At 74.0% G+C, this 14,217-nt stretch carries 14 protein-coding genes; 9 read left to right on the top strand and 5 right to left on the bottom strand.

Going from position 1 to position 14,217, the window contains the following annotated elements; genetic code table 11:
• Positions 1 to 5: 5 nt before the first annotated feature.
• Positions 6 to 1,328 (bottom strand): ABC transporter substrate-binding protein, encoded by a 1,323-nt coding sequence (locus tag IE248_RS21435; RefSeq protein WP_100583775.1) that lies wholly within the window; start codon positions 1,326 to 1,328, stop codon positions 6 to 8.
• Between the two features lie 182 nt (positions 1,329 to 1,510).
• Here IE248_RS21435 and IE248_RS21430 point away from each other — a divergent pair, with 182 nt between their 5' ends.
• The 6 genes from IE248_RS21430 (at position 1,511) to IE248_RS21405 (ending at position 6,530) form a co-directional block, all read left to right on the top strand.
• Positions 1,511 to 2,812: an ROK family transcriptional regulator gene (locus IE248_RS21430; protein WP_190031423.1), complete on the top strand. Its 1,302-nt coding sequence runs from the start codon at positions 1,511 to 1,513 to the stop codon at positions 2,810 to 2,812.
• Positions 2,813 to 2,896: 84 nt separating this feature from the next.
• Positions 2,897 to 3,322, top strand: a complete 426-nt coding sequence (locus IE248_RS21425) for a hypothetical protein (RefSeq protein WP_037794457.1) — start codon at positions 2,897 to 2,899, stop codon at positions 3,320 to 3,322.
• Between the two features lie 30 nt (positions 3,323 to 3,352).
• Positions 3,353 to 4,693, top strand: coding sequence for a hypothetical protein (locus IE248_RS21420; protein ID WP_229895439.1), 1,341 nt, complete (start codon positions 3,353 to 3,355; stop codon positions 4,691 to 4,693).
• A gap of 26 nt (positions 4,694 to 4,719) precedes the next feature.
• Complete coding sequence (locus tag IE248_RS21415; RefSeq protein WP_190031421.1) at positions 4,720 to 5,220, top strand: hypothetical protein; 501 nt, start codon at positions 4,720 to 4,722, stop codon at positions 5,218 to 5,220.
• Positions 5,221 to 5,222: 2 nt separating this feature from the next.
• The gene (locus tag IE248_RS21410; RefSeq protein ID WP_190031420.1) at positions 5,223 to 5,690 is read left to right on the top strand and encodes a hypothetical protein; all 468 of its coding nucleotides are present in this window, start codon (positions 5,223 to 5,225) and stop codon (positions 5,688 to 5,690) included.
• A gap of 87 nt (positions 5,691 to 5,777) precedes the next feature.
• The gene (locus IE248_RS21405; RefSeq protein WP_008742830.1) at positions 5,778 to 6,530 is read left to right on the top strand and encodes an SDR family oxidoreductase; all 753 of its coding nucleotides are present in this window, start codon (positions 5,778 to 5,780) and stop codon (positions 6,528 to 6,530) included.
• Between the two features lie 50 nt (positions 6,531 to 6,580).
• Here the strand turns inward: IE248_RS21405 and IE248_RS21400 are convergent, their stop codons facing one another.
• Positions 6,581 to 7,366, bottom strand: a complete 786-nt coding sequence (locus tag IE248_RS21400; RefSeq protein WP_079195817.1) for a peptidoglycan-binding domain-containing protein — start codon at positions 7,364 to 7,366, stop codon at positions 6,581 to 6,583.
• A 304-nt stretch (positions 7,367 to 7,670) separates the two neighbouring features.
• Positions 7,671 to 8,975, bottom strand: a complete 1,305-nt coding sequence (locus IE248_RS21395) for an MFS transporter (RefSeq protein ID WP_190031419.1) — start codon at positions 8,973 to 8,975, stop codon at positions 7,671 to 7,673.
• Between the two features lie 200 nt (positions 8,976 to 9,175).
• Between IE248_RS21395 and IE248_RS21390 the strand changes: the two genes are divergently transcribed.
• Positions 9,176 to 9,652, top strand: coding sequence for a hypothetical protein (locus IE248_RS21390; protein WP_190031418.1), 477 nt, complete (start codon positions 9,176 to 9,178; stop codon positions 9,650 to 9,652).
• A 123-nt stretch (positions 9,653 to 9,775) separates the two neighbouring features.
• Complete coding sequence (locus tag IE248_RS21385; RefSeq protein WP_190031417.1) at positions 9,776 to 10,318, top strand: P-loop NTPase family protein; 543 nt, start codon at positions 9,776 to 9,778, stop codon at positions 10,316 to 10,318.
• Positions 10,319 to 10,408: 90 nt separating this feature from the next.
• Here IE248_RS21385 and IE248_RS21380 read toward each other — a convergent pair whose 3' ends face one another.
• Entirely contained in the window at positions 10,409 to 10,702 is a 294-nt protein-coding gene (locus tag IE248_RS21380) for a hypothetical protein (RefSeq protein ID WP_008742824.1), read from the bottom strand.
• 105 nt (positions 10,703 to 10,807) lie between these two features.
• On the opposite strand from IE248_RS21380, the gene IE248_RS21375 reads away from it, so the two are divergent.
• On the top strand, positions 10,808 to 11,296 hold the full coding sequence (locus IE248_RS21375; RefSeq protein ID WP_190031416.1) for a hypothetical protein: 489 nt from the start codon (positions 10,808 to 10,810) through the stop codon (positions 11,294 to 11,296).
• A gap of 79 nt (positions 11,297 to 11,375) precedes the next feature.
• On the opposite strand, the gene IE248_RS21370 is transcribed toward IE248_RS21375, so the two are convergent.
• Positions 11,376 to 14,114: a DNRLRE domain-containing protein gene (locus IE248_RS21370; RefSeq protein WP_190031415.1), complete on the bottom strand. Its 2,739-nt coding sequence runs from the start codon at positions 14,112 to 14,114 to the stop codon at positions 11,376 to 11,378.
• Positions 14,115 to 14,217 lie beyond the last annotated feature (103 nt).

Below are 14,217 nucleotides of genomic sequence, written 5' to 3'. Positions count from 1 at the left end.
CGGGCTCAGCTCGTCATCTGCTGCTGGGCCTTGGTCAGTTCGGCCTTGACCGATTCGGTGGTCACCGGGCGGCCCGCCGCCGCGTCCGCGAACAGCTCCTTCACGGCCGTGCCGACGGTGGTCTCGAACTGGGACTCCTGGGGGACCTGCGGGAGCGGGGCGGCGCTGGTGGACAGGGTCTCGCGGAGCACGGTGAGGTCCTCGGAGGCGAACGCGGCGTCGGTCTGGGCGGCCTTGACCGGCGGGATCGACCCGTAGGCCTTGTTCAGGAGCCTCTGCTCCTCGTCACCGGTCATGAACTTCACGAACGCGAGGGAGCCGTCGATGTTGTCGGTGTTCCTGAAGACGGCCATGTTGATCCCGGCCACCATGGAGTTGGTGTTCCTGCCCGTGCCGGGCGCGCCCCCGGCGGGTACCGGGACCGGGGCCACGCCCCAGTCGCCCTCCTTCATGCCGTGGGTCTTGAAGGAGGTGGCCGCGCTCTGCCACAGCACCATGGCCGTCTTGCCGGCGGCGAAGTCCTGGAGGGACTGGTTCTGGGCGTATTCGGCGTTGCCCGGGGCGATGATCCGGTCCTTGGCCATCAGGTCGACGTACTGCTTGACGGCGTCCACGGTGGCGGGGCCGTCGAAGGCCGGCTTACCGGCCGCGTCGAAGAAGTCCGCGCCGTGCTGCTTGGCGAGGACGAAGACCTGGTGGATGTTGTTGGCGAGGTTCGAACCCTCGGCGCCGAGGGCCCACTTGCCGTCCTTGGACAGCCGCTGCCCGACGGTGACCATCTCGTCCCAGGTGGCCGGGGGCTTCTCGATGCCGGCCTCCCGGAACATCTTCTTGTTGTAGTAGAGCGCGTACGACATCGAGTACAGCGGGACGGCGGCCGGGTCCTGTCCGGTGGCGCCGGACGAGCCGATGGCGGAGGCGACGAAGCGGTCCTTGCCGCCGATGGCGTCGAAGTTCCGTCCGTCCCAGGGGAGCAGGGCCCCGGTCGCCTGGAGGGACGCGGACCAGGTGTTGCCGATGTTGAGCACGTCCGGCCCCTGGCCGGAGGCGGTGGCCGCGAGGATCCGGCCCAGGAGGTCGGGCCAGGGGATCACCTCCAGCTTGACCTTGATGCCAGTGCGCTCCTCGAACTTCTTCAGCTCGGGGGCGAGGGTCGCCTCGTCCGCCGCGATGTCGGGGCCCTGGTTCGAGGCCCAGTAGGTCAGCTCCTTGGGGGCGCTGTTGGAGCCGCCGTCGCCGTTCGCGCTGCCGCCTCCGCAGGCGGTGGCGGTGGCGGCGAGGAGGGAGAGGGTGATCGCGGCGGTGGTGGCGGCTCGGGTTCTGCGCATGGCGGATCGGCCCCTTTCGGCAGGGTCGGGGGAAGGCCGGCGTGCGGTCGCGGCCGGGGCGCCTCATCGGCGTCCGCTGGTCCAGGCCTTAATTCAGGACGTGAGTTAAGCCTCGTGAAAGGGTCGCGTCAAGAGCTCGCGCAGGGGTATGTTGCGACCAACCACAGGGCGGGAGAGGCCAGATGACCACAGGGCGTAGCGGCCGAACAGTGCGGGACCTGCGGCGCGGCAACCGCGGCGCCGTGCTCCAGAAGCTGTACTTCGGCGGCCCGATGAGCCGTCAGGAACTGGGACCCGCGACCGGGCTCAGCTCCGGATCCGTGAGCAACGTCGTCGGCGAACTCATCGCGGACGGCTTGCTGGAGGAGGCGGGCGTCGTGGACTCCGACGGGGGCCGCCCGCGCACCCTGCTGCGGGTCTCCCCCGGCAGCGCCCACCTGATCGGCGTCGACGTCGGCGAGACCCGGGTCCGCGTCGAGCTGTTCGACCTCACCCTGACCGAACTCGCCCGCGCCGAGACCCCATTGCTGCCACGCGGCTGCTACGACGTCGGCCCGATCGTGGACCACATCCGGTCCGGTATCGGCGCGGTGCTCGCGCAAGCCGGGGTCGGCACAGACCGGCTGCTGGGCGTGGGGGTGGGCGTCCCCGGGATCGTGGACCGCGAGGCACCGGGCGGAGCGGTCGTCCACGGGCAGACCATCGGCTGGGACGCGGTGCCGCTGGAGGCGCTGCTGCGCGCGACCGGCGCCCTGCCGCAGGAGGTCCCGTACCTCATCGACAACGGCGCGCGAACGCTCGGCCAGGCGGAGATGTGGTTCGGGGCGGGGCGGGGCGCGCGGGACGCCGTCGTGGTCCTGTTCGGGTCGGGGGTCGGCGCGAGCCTGATCACGGACGGCTCGCCGGAGGGCGGCAGTACGGAGGGAACCCCGCTGGAGTGGGGCCACTTGACGGTCTCGGTCCGGGGCCGGCGCTGCCGGTGCGGGGCGCGGGGCTGCCTGGAGGCGTACACGGGGGCGGAGTCGCTGCTGGCCCGCTGGGCGGAACGCGGCGGCGGGGGTCCGGCGGATGCGGCGGGTCCTGCGGACGAGGAGGAGGCGCTCGCGGCGCTGCTGGCCTCGGCGCTCGCGGGTGACCCGGTGGCCCGGGACGTCCTCGACGAGACGGCGGAGTACCTGGGCGCGGGCCTGTCGGACCTGATCAACCTGTTCCGGCCGGAGCGGATCCTGATCGGCGGCTGGGCGGGCCTGCTGCTGGGCCCGTACGTCCTCCCCGCGGTCCGGGAGCACGCGAGGCGCCACGCCCTGCGCCACCCGGCCGCCCGGGTCTCGATCGACCTGGGCTCCCTCGGCCCGGACGCGGTCACCGTGGGCGCGGCCACGCTCCCGCTCTCCGCCTTCTTCACCACCGGCGGTCGCCGCACCGCACCGCCCGCAGCCCCCGAACAGCCGGGTTGGCGCACGGCCTTGACCCGGCGCGGCTAGCACGCGGACCGGCGACCAAATCCTTTGCTTCTGCGATTTGCCATGTATATGATCAGCGCCGGCCGACAACGGGGGAGGCGCGACATGTCAGGGGATTCCGGTCCGACGTGGGACCGAGGGCACACGGGTGTTCCGGACCAGCAGGCGGGCACGCGCCTGAACGGTGCGCCGGGGCCCCCGGCTCCCGGCGCGGCGGACGCCTTCGCTTCCACCCCGGCGCAGAAGAAGGCCGCGGCGGGCACGATCGAGACCGAGCTGGAGCCGAACACCAAGAAGGCCGCGGAGCACGCGGACGACGCCACCACCACCGCCCACAAGGGCTTCGACGGGTGGGAGACGGCCGCCGGCCTGAAGACCGTCGCCGACACCTGGGACCAGCAGGTCAAGACCCTGATGGGCCGGCTGTCCTCGGAGAAGGCCGCCCTGCGCGGGGCCTCGGGTCTTTTCACACGGAACGACATCGGCCTGGGCAACCAGTTCCTCGCGCAGTCCAAGCTGAACGGTCTGTAGGGGGTCGCGGTGCCGAACTACCACGAGATCATGACCACGGATCTGGGCCTGCTCACGGCGGCGGCCGACAAGTGGGACGCGATGGCGGGCGAGCTGAAGAGGGTCGAGACCCGCTACGCGGACTCCGTCCAGAAGATCACCATGGGCCGGAACTGGTCCGGCGTCAGCGCCGGTGTCGCGCACACGAGTTTCGCGGCGACCCGCTACGAGTACACCGCCGCGCAGAGCCAGGCCAAGGCGACCGCGACCCTGCTGCGGACCGCGCACGAGGCGCTCACCGACCTGAAGAAGAAGCTGGAGAGCGCCCGGGCGGACGCGATAGCCGCCGGCATGACCGTCTCGGACCAGGGACACGTGGCCTTCGACCACACCAAGCTCACGCCCGCCGAGCGCAACGCCTACCACCACGACCCGGACGGCCAGGCGTCGATCCGTACCGCGGTCACCAAGTGGCAGCAGCACATCGACGACCGGGTCAAGGCCGTCACCACCACCGACCACACGGTCAGACTGGCCCTCAGCGCGGCCGTCGTCGACAGCAACAAGGACGCCCTCGGCAAGGGCGCCGACGAGACCCTCACCGGGTTCAACGCGTACGCCGAGAGCGACTTGGCGAAGGCCAGGGAGCCCGCGGCGCAGGCCGCCACCAAGACGAACGGGTGGGAGTCCGAGGGCAAGCTCACCGTGACGGGTCCCGGCGTCGGCGCTTCCGCCAGCGGCCCCAAGTACGGCAAGGAAGTCTCGGCCAAGGCGTACGCCGACCTCTTCCACATCACCGCGGAAGGCTCGCTGACCAACGGACCGTGGAAGCTCTCCGGAGTCGCCGACGCCTACGCCGGTGCCAGGGCCACCGCGAACGCCGGCTTTACCGACAAGGGCCTCGTCGCCAAGGCCGAGGCGTCCGTGGGAGTTCGGGGGCTCGCCGAGGGGCGTGCCCAATACGGCGAAATGGCGGGCGCGTACGTACGGGCCGAGGGATTCGCCGGCGGCGAGGCCTCGGCCACCGCCAAGGCGACCAGGGAAGAGCTCACCGGAGGCTTCAAGGCGTTCGCCGGGAAGAAGGTGTCCGCCGCCGCCGGTTTCGAGTTCGCCGGGATCGGAATCGGGGGAACGGTCGAGAAGTGGGAGGGGCCGGGCGTGGAGGCCAAGTGGGGCTACGAGAAGGACAAGACGACCGGCATATGGGAGTACGACAGCAAGGCGGGCCTCTCGCCCGGTTCCGGCGGTGGGCTGGGGCTTGAGATCACCTTCGATCCGGCGAAGGTGTCCAAAGCCGTCGACCGCGCGGCGGACGCGGTGGGCGACATGGCCGATGGGGTCAACACCGGCGCCAGGGCGTTCAAGAAGCACATCCTGGACCTGGCCTTCTGATGTCCTTTCCCGAAGGAGGGCCGGCGGTGCCCACGACCCTGCCAGTGCCGATCTCGTTCCGCCTGCCCGAGGGCTGGCTCCCGGCCTCCCCTCCGGAGGGGCCGGACGCCCCGGGAGTGGCCTTCGCCGCGGTTCATCCGGTGTCGGACGCCGGATTCACCGCCAACATCACCATCGACGGCGAGTACCGGCCGGACAGCGCGACCCTGGCACAGCTCGCCGACGAGTCGGTGGAGCGCCTGTCCGAGGTCGTAGGGGCGGTGGCGGTGGCCCACCGCCGCGAGATCGATTCCGACGGGGCGCCCGCCGTGACCCAACAGCTGACCTTCTCGGCCGTCGCCGGCGGCGTGCGCCGCGACCTCGTCCAGTCCCAGGTGTACCTGTCCCTGCTGGACGTCCGCGATCCGCGCGAGCGGGCGGTGATCCGCCTGGCCCTGACCGCCACGCCGGCCCAGCACGAGGCCGTGCTGGCAGACTTCCAGGAGTTCGTGCGCACGGTGCGCCCGAACTCCGGGGACGAGGTTTAGCGATGGGCCGTCTCTTCGACAAGTGGATGGGCACCAAGTACCCCGACGGTGGCGTCGAGCCGCTGCCCGTCCTGGAGGTCCGAGGCGCACTGCTGGCGCTGGGCGGCCCGGACGCACGGTTCCGCGTACGCAACGCCCTCCCCGGAGAGCGGGCGGACCTGGTGGCGGAGTGCAGGGTCCCCGAGGTGTGCCTCACCCTCAAGACCCGGATGCTCTTCGTCCCCTCGAAGCGTGAGGTCCGCGCCCTCGATGAGCAGTGGGAGGAGCGGTCGCAAGAGCACTCCCGGGGACAGTACGGCCGCGGGCCGGCGACCATGGTGTACAAGAAGTGGGAGTTCCGGAGGGGAGCCGACGGCCGACGCCGCCGTGTCGAGACCTTCCGCTTCGACACCCGGGACGTCAAGAACCCCCTCCGCGACACCGTCCTCGCCGCGGGATGGACCTGGCGCGGAGTGCTGCGCAAGCTCTGACCGGCCGCGCGCGGCGGCCTCGGCCACGTACGTCGGCAGACCCGGCTGCTAGCCTGCGCCGCTCACCGCGTCGCACAGGAGGCTCACATGGCACGTCGCCCAGTCACCATCGTCACCGGAGGCAGCAGGGGCATCGGCGCGGCGACCTGCGTGCGGCTCGCCGCCGCCGGTCATGACCTGGTCCTCGGATACGCGAAGGACGACGCGGCGGCCGAGGCCACCGCCGCGCGGGTCAGGGAGGCCGGCGCCCGGTGCGTGACCGTACGGGGAGACACCTCCCAGGAGTGCGGCGTCGAGCGGCTCTTCGACATCGCCGGGGCCGAACTCGGCACGGTCACCGGGCTCGTCAACAACGCCGGGGTCACCGGGCCGCTCGGCCGGCTCGCCGACGCCACGACGGACGACCTGCGGCGGGTGGTGGAGGTCAACCTCCTCGGGTACCTGCTCTGCTGCCGCCGGGCCGCCCGGGACATGTCGGAGGCGGGCGGCGGCTACGGCGGGGTCATCGTGAACGTCTCCTCGGCGGCCGCCACCCTCGGCAGCCCCGGGGAGTACGTCCACTACGCGGCCACCAAGGCGGCCGTCGACACCCTCACCGTGGGCCTGGCCAAGGAACTCGGCCCGGACGGGATCCGGGTGAACGCGGTCGCGCCCGGCATCGTCGAGACCGACATGCACGCGGCGATGGGCGACCCCGACCGCCCGGCGCGGGCCGCCGCCGGGATCCCCCTCGGGCGGCCCGGGCAGCCCGAGGAGATCGCCGGGGCCATCGCCTGGCTGCTGTCCCCCGAAGCCTCGTACACCACCGGAACCGTCCTGCGGGTCGCGGGCGGCCGCTGAAGGACGGGGCAGTGGGCGGCTCGGCCGAAGGCCGCCCGGCCGAAGGGCGCTCAGCCGAAGGCTGCTCGCGTGGCCGGGCCGTAGACGCCCTGCGGATCGCCGCTGATGCCTCGGTCGCTCTGCAACTGCGCGACACCGCGCCGGGTCCGGCCGTCGTAGACCCCGTTGACCACGACGTACGTGAACCCCTGCCCGTGGAGCCGCTCCTGGAGGGCCCGCACCTCGGATCCGCGGTCCCCCGGGCGCAGCGTCCCGCCCCCGGCGGCCGTGATCCCGGCGGACGGCGTGCCCGCCGGGGCGGAGCCCGACGCGGGCGCGGTCGGGCTCGTGGAGACGCCGGGGGCGGACCCGGGCCGGGCGGAGGCCGACGCCGACGCCGGTACGGAGGGGCGCGGTGAGGCGGGGGGCGGCGTGGACGGCCCGGGCGAGGGCTCGGCTCCGGCGCCGGGGCTGCGCTCCGGGAGTACCGGTACGGACAGCCCGGGCGGCGCCACCGCCCGCTCCGGCCGGCGCTCTTCGGGCCCGGTCAGCAGCAGCGCCAGACCGCCCACCACGCCCAGCCCGAGCAGCACGGACACCGCCACCGGCAGTCGGCGGCCGCGCCGCGCGGTCCGTTCCGGGCTTGCGGCGGCAGCAGAAGCGGAACCCGGACCGCGGGCAGGGTCGGGTGCGGGCACGGGGTCGGGGGCGGGAGCGCGGCGGGTGGCGGCGGGACCGCTCCGGGGCCAGGCGGGCGCCGTCGAGGGGGACGGACGGCCCGAGGGCGCGACGTAGGGGCGTACGAGCAGGCGGTCGTCGGGGAGGACGGCCCCGCTCTCATCGGGGTGGTGGGACACGGTTGTCTCCCGGCGGGGGCGGAGGCCGGCGCGGCGGTGCGGCGGCGGCCTCCACCCGGCCGGTCAGGCCCCGCGCCGCCACGCGGCGAGGACCGTGCCCGGGGCGACGGCGGGCCCGCCGGGGCCGCCGGTCGTGAGAGAACCGCCGGTCACGGCCGCAGCGGAAGGCCGAGCCGGAGCGAGCGAAGAGCGAACGGTTATGCGCATGCTGAGGATCTCCGAAGTACGGCCCGAGCGGTGGTTCTTGATCGGCGCACTCTTGCCCTTCGGGACGGCCCCGGTCAAGCCGGACAGTCGATCCGCCCTATCCATCCGTTTTGTACGGGACTTCCGCCCCCGCCGTCCGGCTCGCCTCCGCCGCCCGGCGCGGGTGGTCCGGGATCCCGGCGGCCGGCTCCCGGCGGCGGGCCGAGACCGAGGTCGTCCCGATGGTGACGGCGGCCGCCAGCATCAGGGCGGCCCCGGTCAGCGGCGCGGCCGGCGCGGAGAGGCCGTCGACCGCGAGACCCCCGGCGAACGCGCCGGCGGCGATCGCGAGGTTGAACATGGCCACCATCAGCGACGAGGCGGCCTCGGCCGCGCGCGGCGCCGCCCGGATCATCCAGCTCTGCAGGCTCACCGACACCCCGCCGTACCCGAGCCCCCAGGCGAGCAGCAGAGCGGTACCGGCGAAGGCCCCGGGCAGGGTGGCGATCAGGGCGAGCACCGCGGTGAGGGAGGCGCTGACCACCAGCAGGGTCCGGCGGGGATCGCGCGCGCCGGCCAGGAAGTTCCCGGCGACCCCGGCCACTCCGTATCCGAGGAGCAGGGTGCTGACGTACTCGGCGTCGATGCCGGAGACGTCCCGCAGGATCGGCCGTACGAAGGTGTACGCGGTGAACTGCCCGGTCACGACGAGGAAGGTGACGATCACTCCGGCGCGCACGGCCCGGTTGTCGCGCAGCAGGGCGGGGAGTTCCCCGAAGCGGATGCCGCGGTCGGCGGGCAGCGCCGGCAGCAGCAGGAGCAGGGCGATCAGCGTGACGAGGCCGAGGGCGGCCACGGCGGCGAAGGCCGTGCGCCAGCCGCCGAGCTCCCCGAGCAGGGTCCCGGCGGGGACGCCGAGCACGGAGGCGGTGGGGACGCCGCCGAAGACGACGGCGGTGGCCCGGCCGACGTGGCGCTCGGGGACCAGGCGGACGGCGAGTCCGCCGGCTATCGCCCAGAACCCGCCGACGCTGACCCCGACGAGCAGCCGGGCAGCGAGGACCACGGCGAAGCCGGGCGCGAGGGCGGCGGCGAGGTTGGCGACGGCCATCAGGGCGATCAGCACGCACAGGACGAGGCGGCGGTCCAGCCGTCCGGCGCCGACGGTGACGAGGGGTGCGCAGAACCCGGCGATCAGGCCGGGCACGGTGACCATCAGTCCGGCGGTGCCGTCGGACACTCCGAGCGAGTCCCCGACCGGGGTGAGCAGGCCGACGGGCAGCAGCTCGGAGGTGATCAGGCAGAAGATCCCGAGGGAGACGGCCGATACGGCCGCCCAGCCCTTCCAGGGGCTGCTGCCGGGCGCGACGGCAGCGGTACGGGCGGGAGCGACGGCATCGCCATCGGCATCGGCATCGGTCATGAATCGGCACTCCGTACGGGGCAGGCGACGAACCGGACACGGCAGCGCGGAGCGCCGGGGGTCGCGCCTCCCCCACCGCCCGCACCGTCGTTCCAATTCCCTCGGGGCGCGGGGCATTCCCGCCACCCGCCCTGAATCAGCGTCACCCGGATGCGTGAGAGCGGCACTCGGGCGGGCCGGGCGTGCGGCATGGTGGAGCGATGCAGTTGCGACGGGCCGTGCCCCTCTCCCTCCTCGCGAGCGCCGGATGCGTCTCCGTCGGCCCGGGGGCCCCGGATCCCGCGCGGGGTTCCGTACCGCCCGTGGGCGCGCCCGACACCGCCGGTGTACCCGGCGGGGCCGTGCTGCCGGGGGACGCCGGGCCGCTGCCGGCGCTGTCCGTACCGCTCCCGCTGCCGCTGGGCGACCTGCCGGGCGCGGGGCCGGAGAGCGGCCCCGGGGCGGAGCCCGACCCGAGCCGGCCCCTCGCGAAGGGGGCCCGGCCGCCCTCCGAACGGCGCGCGAAACCCGCCGTACCGCCGCGCCGGGTGCGCCCGGCCAGGCCCACGGCGCCGCGGGTCCCCCGGCCGCAGGGCCGGCTGCCCCGGGTCGACGAGCTGTGCGCGGCGGCGGAGGGCGCCGCACCGCCGTCGATCGTGGACCTGTGCGTCCGCCAGTACGGGCAGCCCACGCTCTGACGCGGCCCGGAGACGGCCGACGGCCGACGGCCCCGGTCGAAGCCCGGCGAGGATCGGGTCGCCCGGCTCCATCCGCGCGGGAAAGGGGCGACGACCCGGGGGCCCGACCGCTAATCTCCGCGGATGCGGCGCGTATTGGTGGTCGGAATCAGCGGAGCGGGGAAGTCCACCCTGGCCCGGGAACTGGAGCGGCGGCTCGGGCTGCCGTTCCACGAGATGGACGCGCTCCATTTCGGCGGGCCGGGGTGGGCGGTCAGCGCGACCTTCGCCGAGGACACGGCGCGGCTGGCCGGGACGGATCGGTGGATCTTCGACTCCCTGGGCTATCCGGAAGTCCGGGACCTGCTGTGGGAGCGGGCCGACACCATCGTGTGGCTCGACCTCCCCCGGCGCGTGGTGATGCGGCGCGTACTGCTGCGCTCGCTGCGCCGGAGCCTGCTGCGGGAGCGGCTGTTCGGCGGGAACCGGGAGAAGTGGCGGGAGTGGCTGCGCTCCGATCACCCCGCGTGGTGGGCCTGGTCGCAGTACGGGGCCCGGCGCGCCGAGATCGCCCGGCGGGCGGGCGACGCCCGGTTCGCCCCGCTGCACGTGGTCCGCCTGCGCACCCCGAGGGCCGCGGCGGTCTGGCTCGGGGCCCAGGAGCCCCGGCGGAACGGGGCGGGGTGACGGGCTACCGGGCGGGAGGGGGCGGGGTGACGGGCTACCGGGCGGGACGGGGCGGGGTGACGGGCTACCGGGCGGGACGTGCGGCGGGGCTCAGGGGCGGCGGCCGCACACGTGGGCGCAGCGGGCGGCCGTGTCGCGGCGGGCGGTGCGCAGCCGGTGCATCGTGCGGTACCGGCGGCGGCGCCATTCCGCCCGCGGCAGCCCGGCCCGCTGGCCGCCGCCGCTGATCAGGGCGTTGACCGGGGTCAGCGGGTCCGCTCCCAGGCCCTTGGCGACCAGGACCCCCACGACGAGCGGGACCAGGGCCACGGCCAGCGCGGTGCCGGCGGTGGTCACGTGCTGCATGCGCGGGCGGAGCGCGGGGCGCGGGGCGGCTGAGGTCATGCCCTCATTCGATCACCGGCGGCGCCGCGGGGAATCGGGGCGGATACTCAGGCCGTTGGGCATGAGGTACTCAGACGCGACCTGTGCGGCGAAGGACGGTGGGGGATGACGGTACCCGGGCAGGGGTTCGAGCCCGCCACGGGCGACGGGCCGGCGGACCTCGGGGACGCGGCCTCGCGCGCCCGGGAGCTGCGGACGGCGTACGAGGGCTTGCTTCAGATCCGTCGCCTGGTGAACGCCGGGGCGGGCACGGGGGTTCCCGCGCCGTGGGAGCTGCGGCAGATGCCGCGCGCGGTGGCCCTCGTACTGGAGGCGGCGGGGATCACGCCGTCGGCGGTGGACGCGGCGGGGCGGCGGACGCGCACCGGCTACCGGGTGGCCGCCGCCGCGGAGCCGGGGCGGGTGGAGGTGACCTGGCCGGTCCCGCCCGGCGGCGGCGCGGCCGAGGAGGAACAGGAGCGCCTGACGGCCTGCGCGGCGGTGCTGGAGCCGATGGGCTGGGAGTGCCTGCTGTACCGGGGCCCGCGCCGACGGCGTTTCCTGGAGGTGGAACCGGCGTCCGGGCCGCCGAAGCCCACTTCCCCCGGGCCGTGAACCCGACGTACGGAGGGGCGCACCCCGGCCGGGGTGCGCCCCTCGTGTATCAGCCCGCTGTCACATCGCGTACGTCACGTCACGGCGCCCCGAACGTCAGGATGAGCTGCGGCGTAGCCTCGCCCGCGGCCGCCTCCGAGGACCACAGCCATAGCGCGTCCGTCCCGCCGCTGGTCAGCGCGAGGCCGTAGCCGCCGCCGAGGGCCGCGGCGACGGTGCCCGTGGTCAGCCCGGTGGTGTGCACGGCCGAGCCGTCCGGGATCCCGGCGAAGGCGCCGAGCGCCGTGCCGCCGAGCGCGGGGCGGTTGTTGTACGTCGTCCCGCTCTCGGTCCACGATCCGGTGATCGGGACGACCGAGACGGTGTCCGTCGTTCCGGCGCCGCTCATGGTGCTGGTCTTCACGCTGAGCGTGGCCGACTTGAGCACCGTGCCCGCGGGTGCGGCGGGCAGGTTGAAGCTCAGGTAGCTGGCGTACGGGGAGGTGCCCCGCACGGCGAGCGAGCCCGAGGTGCCGTAGTTGCTTCCGGGGGCGCCCGCGTTGGCGTACGTGTCCTCGGCGGCGGTGACCTGGACGACCGAGTCCGCCGGGGCGGAGGCCAGGGCGTAGTGGTGCTGGACCTGCGCCGCGCTCAGGACGCTCGGGTAGACGGCGCTCTCGTCGAGCTGGCCCGCCCAGAACTCGCTGGTGGGGCGGTCGGGCCAGCCGTCGAGGTTGTCGCCGCCGGCGTGCCAGTAGCCGGCGAAGTTCTCGTGCGTGGTGACGTTGAGGGTGCCCTTCTGGGCTCCGTCCACGTACAGGGTCATGCCGCCCGGCCCCTGGGTGGCGACGACGTGGTGCCACTGGTTGTCGTTGTAGCGGTCGGTGCCGCCGGTGGTGATGGTGCGGGTGTCCCCGGTGTACACGCCGTAGACGAGCCGGCCGTCATTGGTCATGTAGATGTGCTTGTCGTACTGACTGCTGCGCCGGTCCTGGTTGTTCCCGAAGCCGAAGAGCTTGCCGCCCCGGGTGGTGTTCGTCTTGAACCAGGTCTCGATGGTGTAGCTGCCGCCCACGCTCTGGCGCTTGTCCGCGTACACCCGGTTGTCCGTGCCGTTGAAGCCGATCGCCGTGCTCGCGCCGGTGACCGCCGCGGGCGTCTGGCGCAGGGCGGGCCCGTTCAGGTGCACCCCGCTCTGGTTCCCGCCGTCGGAGGAGTCCGCGACGAAGGGCAGCGCCGACTCGTCATAGCGCCAGTACAGTTGGGCGCCGTCCGCGCGGACCGCGTTCGGGTAGCCGTCCACCGAGGTCGGTACCGTCACGCTCGCCGTCCCGGACAGGGCGCTGGTGTTGCCCGCCGCGTCGCTCGCGGTGACCCGGTAGGTGTACGACTGGCCCGCGGTGACGGTGGTGTCCGTCCAGGAGGCCTGCGGGCGCTTGAAGAACAGCGAGTCCGCGGTGACGGTGGCGACGGGCGTCGCCGCGCCGTTGCGGTAGATCCGGTAGGTCAGCGCGCTGTCGTCCAGGTCGAGGCTGGTGCGCCAGCGCACCTGGACCTCACCGGGCTTGACGCTGACGGCGCTGGCGACGGGCACGGTGGGCGCGCCGGTGTCCCCCGTGGAGGAGAAGCGGGTCAGACTCTGCTGCGCCGCCCCGTTGACGGTGGTGAACTCGCCGCCGACCCAGAGGTACTGGACGCCGCCCTTGGAACCGACCGCCATCACGCGCGGGCCGATGCCCTCGCCGATGCCGTCGTTGGTGTCGGGGGCCCAGCCGAGCTTGCCGGTGCCGCTGGTCGGCTGGGCGAGCAGGTGGTGGCGCTGGCCGTCGGGGTACTCGCCGACGCTGGAGCAGTCGTGCGCGTGGGAGGCGCTGTAGAGCACGCTCCGGTACGGGAGGACGGCCTGGGTGGCGCCGAGGCAGGTGTCGCGCCAGCGCTGGTTGAAGTCGCTGAGGTTGAGCGCGATGCGGCCGTCGAAGACCCCGCCGCCGGTGCCCTCGTTGGCGGTGTAGAAGCCGGTGTCGTCGGTCGCGATGTCCTTGACCACCGAGCTCCTCTCGATGAAGCCGGCGTACGACTTGGTCAGGGCGCCGCTGGTGGCGTCGACGACGGCCAGCGCGTGCGTGTCCGTGCCGTTGAGGGTGAAGAAGTCACCGCCGAGGACGACGTGTTCGCCGTCCGGGGTGACCTCGACGGCGCGCCCGGGCTCGTCGGCGTTGGCGACGAAGGGGCGCAGCGTCCCGTCGGTGGCGTCGACGGCGGCGAAGCGCTCGCGCTGCTGGCCGGCGACGGTGAGGAAGTCGCCGCCCGCGTAGACGGTGTCACCGGTGACGGCGAGGGCCCGTACGGTGGCCGCGAAGGCCGGCCGGAAGGTGGGCTTGACGGTGCAGGTCGCCACGTCGATGGCGGCCAGGCTGGAGACCGGGGTGCCGTTGACGGCCCCGAAGTAGCCGCCCGCGTACAGGGTCCGCTTGTCCGGCGAGAGGGTGAGCGCGCGGACGGTGGCGGTGCCGCCGCCGACGGTGAAGGACAGCTTGCAGGAGGTCGGGGCTCCGGTCGCGGCGTCGAGCGCCACGAAGTTCACCGCCTGCTGCTCGCTGCCGCCGGCGCCCTCGGGCGGACGCACGGCGGAGAAGGTGCCGCCGGCGAAGACCGTGCCGCCCGCCTCGGCGAGGGCCCAGACGACGCCGTTGGGCTGCCAGGTCGACAGCGGGTCGGCGGTGAAGGCCACGGGCGGGGTGAGTGCCGCCGCCTGCGGGGCGAGGCCGAGGCCCACGGCCGCGCCGGTGCCGGCCAGGGACAGGGCGAGAGCGGCCGCCAACCTTCTGGATCTACGCATGAACCCCCCAGTTCGGTGTGCCGATTGGTACGCGCACGGCGCACGGGAGCGCGCCGCGCCGCCGTATGACCGACCGTGGGCCGTGGGCCGTGGACCGTTGGCT

It is taken from the genome of Streptomyces goshikiensis, assembly GCF_014650555.1.
Classification (GTDB): Bacteria; Actinomycetota; Actinomycetes; order Streptomycetales; family Streptomycetaceae; genus Streptomyces; species Streptomyces goshikiensis.
Note: the sequence above shows the minus strand (reverse complement) of the source record. Positions and strands in the feature narration are given on the sequence as shown.

Bases quoted from the DNA above. Each gene is read 5' to 3' on its own strand.
- IE248_RS21435 (WP_100583775.1), bottom strand. From the start codon at position 1,328: ATGCGCAGAACCCGAGCCGCCACCACCGCCGCGATCACCCTCTCCCTC.
- IE248_RS21430 (WP_190031423.1), top strand. From the start codon at position 1,511: ATGACCACAGGGCGTAGCGGCCGAACAGTGCGGGACCTGCGGCGCGGC.
- IE248_RS21425 (WP_037794457.1), top strand. From the start codon at position 2,897: ATGTCAGGGGATTCCGGTCCGACGTGGGACCGAGGGCACACGGGTGTT.
- IE248_RS21420 (WP_229895439.1), top strand. From the start codon at position 3,353: ATGACCACGGATCTGGGCCTGCTCACGGCGGCGGCCGACAAGTGGGAC.
- IE248_RS21410 (WP_190031420.1), top strand. From the start codon at position 5,223: ATGGGCCGTCTCTTCGACAAGTGGATGGGCACCAAGTACCCCGACGGT.
- IE248_RS21405 (WP_008742830.1), top strand. From the start codon at position 5,778: ATGGCACGTCGCCCAGTCACCATCGTCACCGGAGGCAGCAGGGGCATC.
- IE248_RS21395 (WP_190031419.1), bottom strand. From the start codon at position 8,975: ATGACCGATGCCGATGCCGATGGCGATGCCGTCGCTCCCGCCCGTACC.
- IE248_RS21390 (WP_190031418.1), top strand. From the start codon at position 9,176: ATGCAGTTGCGACGGGCCGTGCCCCTCTCCCTCCTCGCGAGCGCCGGA.
- IE248_RS21385 (WP_190031417.1), top strand. From the start codon at position 9,776: ATGCGGCGCGTATTGGTGGTCGGAATCAGCGGAGCGGGGAAGTCCACC.
- IE248_RS21380 (WP_008742824.1), bottom strand. From the start codon at position 10,702: ATGACCTCAGCCGCCCCGCGCCCCGCGCTCCGCCCGCGCATGCAGCAC.
- IE248_RS21375 (WP_190031416.1), top strand. From the start codon at position 10,808: ATGACGGTACCCGGGCAGGGGTTCGAGCCCGCCACGGGCGACGGGCCG.
- IE248_RS21370 (WP_190031415.1), bottom strand. From the start codon at position 14,114: ATGCGTAGATCCAGAAGGTTGGCGGCCGCTCTCGCCCTGTCCCTGGCC.